3 protein-coding genes are annotated in these 2,260 nt (G+C 67.3%); all 3 read right to left on the reverse strand.

Annotation, left to right across the window (positions count from 1 at the left end):
* Positions 1-827: alanine--tRNA ligase-related protein (locus ACFWF3_RS19675; protein WP_379314760.1), on the reverse strand; the 827-nt coding region annotated here is incomplete at its 3' end.
* 243 nt (positions 828-1,070) lie between these two features.
* Positions 1,071-1,868 carry an SCO1664 family protein gene (locus ACFWF3_RS19680; protein WP_379314761.1) on the reverse strand — a complete coding sequence of 266 codons (798 nt, stop codon included), beginning with the start codon at positions 1,866-1,868 and terminating at the stop codon, positions 1,071-1,073.
* A 6-nt stretch (positions 1,869-1,874) separates the two neighbouring features.
* Positions 1,875-2,260 (reverse strand): DUF3090 family protein (locus tag ACFWF3_RS19685; protein ID WP_379314762.1); only part of this gene is annotated, 386 nt, incomplete at its 5' end.

A 2,260-nucleotide genomic window follows, 5' to 3' on the forward strand; every position in this document is an offset into this window, starting at 1 on the left:
CCGAGGACGACGATGCTCGATCGCAGATGGTCCGACAGCACTCGCAGCGACCGATCATCGAGCGGGCCCCAGATTCGGGGCAAGGTGTTCAGCCAGGGCTCGAACAGGTCGATCTCGAAGACGGACTGTGAGTTCCGCAGGATTCGCACCAGCCGTTCCAGCCCCAGCCCGGTGTCGACGCAGGGTCGGCGCATCGGTTCGAGGCTGCCGTCGGGATGGCGCAGGTAGCGCATCATGACGTGATTCCACACCTCCACCCACCGGTCATCGGTCATCGGTGTGCCCTGCGGCGTGTCGTCTCCGGTCCAGACGAAGATCTCGGAGTCGGGCCCGCACAGTCCGGTCGGGCCGTTGGACCACCAGTTCTCGTCGACGGTCGGTTCGACCGGCAGACCCAGCTCGTCCCAGGTGTGCCACGACTCGTGGTCGGGCTCGACGTGGTCGTCACCGCCGAACACTGTGACGTGCATCCGGTTCGGGTCGATACCGAAGCCGTCGCGCAGCAGTTCCACTCCCCACCGCAGGCTCTGCGGGCCGCTGTAGTCGCCGAGTGACCACGATCCGAGCATCTCGAACACGGTGAGGTGGGTGTCGTCACCGACCTCGTCGAGATCGGTGGTGCGCAAGCATCGCTGCGAGCCGGTGAGTCGCCGGCCCAGCGGGTGGGGCCGACCCCTCAGATACGGGGTCAACGGGTGCATCCCGGAGGTGGTGAACAGCACCGGATCCCCCGGCGAGGGAATGAGTGATCCGTCCGGTGTGAGTTCGTGCCCGCGTTCGCGGAAATAGTCGAGGAAGGTCCGAACGGTCTGGTCTGTGGTGATCATGGTGGTTGCTCCATCGAGGTGACATCGACCGGAAGCGGCCACCATGACGAACAGCGACAAGACCGACGCACGCCAGCGGACCGTTTCCGGTCGCCGGCATGGGAGAGAAGGTCAGGCGGCAGCGACCGGCGAGCTGAGAGCTCGTGCGGTCGCGGCAGCGATTCGGGATTCGACCTTCATGGCGGCAACGGTAGCAACCGGGCCGGGCGGAGCACGACCGATTTATCGGCGCCGGACCTACTGTCAGAATGCGGGCCAGGGGATCGGACGCGAGGAGTTGGGGACAGGCATCACCGGGTGATCCAGCAAGGCCTTCGCCCGTTCGGCCAGGGCGGTGATCTCGGCGTCGGTGATGTGGATGGCCAGCGAATCGGCCACGGCGCCGGGCAGATTCGCGGCGAAGGTGGTGATGTCGGGGATCAGCGACTCGTGCACCGGCCGTCCCGCCCAGCCCCACAGCACGGTGCGCAGTTTAGGTTCGGCGTGCAGGCAGATGCCGTGGTCGACGCCGTAGACCTGCCCGTCGACACCTTCCAGCGCGTGCCCGCCTTTGCGATCGGCGTTGTTGAGCAACAGATCCAGCACCGCCATCCGCTGCAGGCGCGGATCGTCGGCGTGGATGAGCGAGACCTCGTTGCCCTGCTCGTCGAGCGCGCGCAGCACTTCGCAGAATCCCGCGGGCACGGTTCCCGGCGTGCACAGATCGACCAGGTCGAGGCGCTGACGGGCATCGGTGCGGTTGTCGACCGAGGTGACCCAGCGCTGCACCATGCCCGGCCCCAGCGGCCCGTCGCGCAGCACCGTTTCGGGGATCACACCCCAGCCGAGGTGTTCGGAGATCAGATACGACGCGACCTCTCGGCCCGCGAGTGTGCCGTCGGGAAAGTCCCACAGCGGCCGTTCACCACGCACCGGCTTGTACACCACCCGCAGCGGGGCGCCGTCGGGTTTGGGTGCGGCGATCTCACAGACCAGCGTGAGGTTGCTGGCGACGCCGATCCGGCCGACGATGTCGAGGTCACCTTCGGTGAGTACCGGCACAGAAGATCACTCCTCTTCGAGCTCGGCAGCGCCGAAGATCTCGCCGCGCTTGTACCCGTTGGTGCGCACACACATGTGCCCCCGCGAGGACAGCGGTTCCCCGCACAGCGGGCACGGTGGGCGGCCCGCCGCGATCACCCGCGCCGACCGCAACGCGAACTCGCGTGCCTGGATGGGGGTCAGGAAAACCCGCACCGCGTCGGGGCCTTCGTCGGTGTCGTCGAGCACCACCGATTCGTCGACCTCGGTCTCGGTGATCGCGAGCAACTCGACCACCACGGCGCCTGCGTCGGAATCCCAGCCCAGACCCATGGTGCCGACCCGGAATTCGGTGTCGATGGGGGTGACCAGCGGCGCGACATCGCGCACGTCCTCACCTTCGGGTGGCACCT

Origin of the sequence: Nocardia sp. NPDC060220, assembly GCF_042727815.1 — a bacterium.
Classification (GTDB): Bacteria; Actinomycetota; Actinomycetes; order Mycobacteriales; family Mycobacteriaceae; genus Nocardia.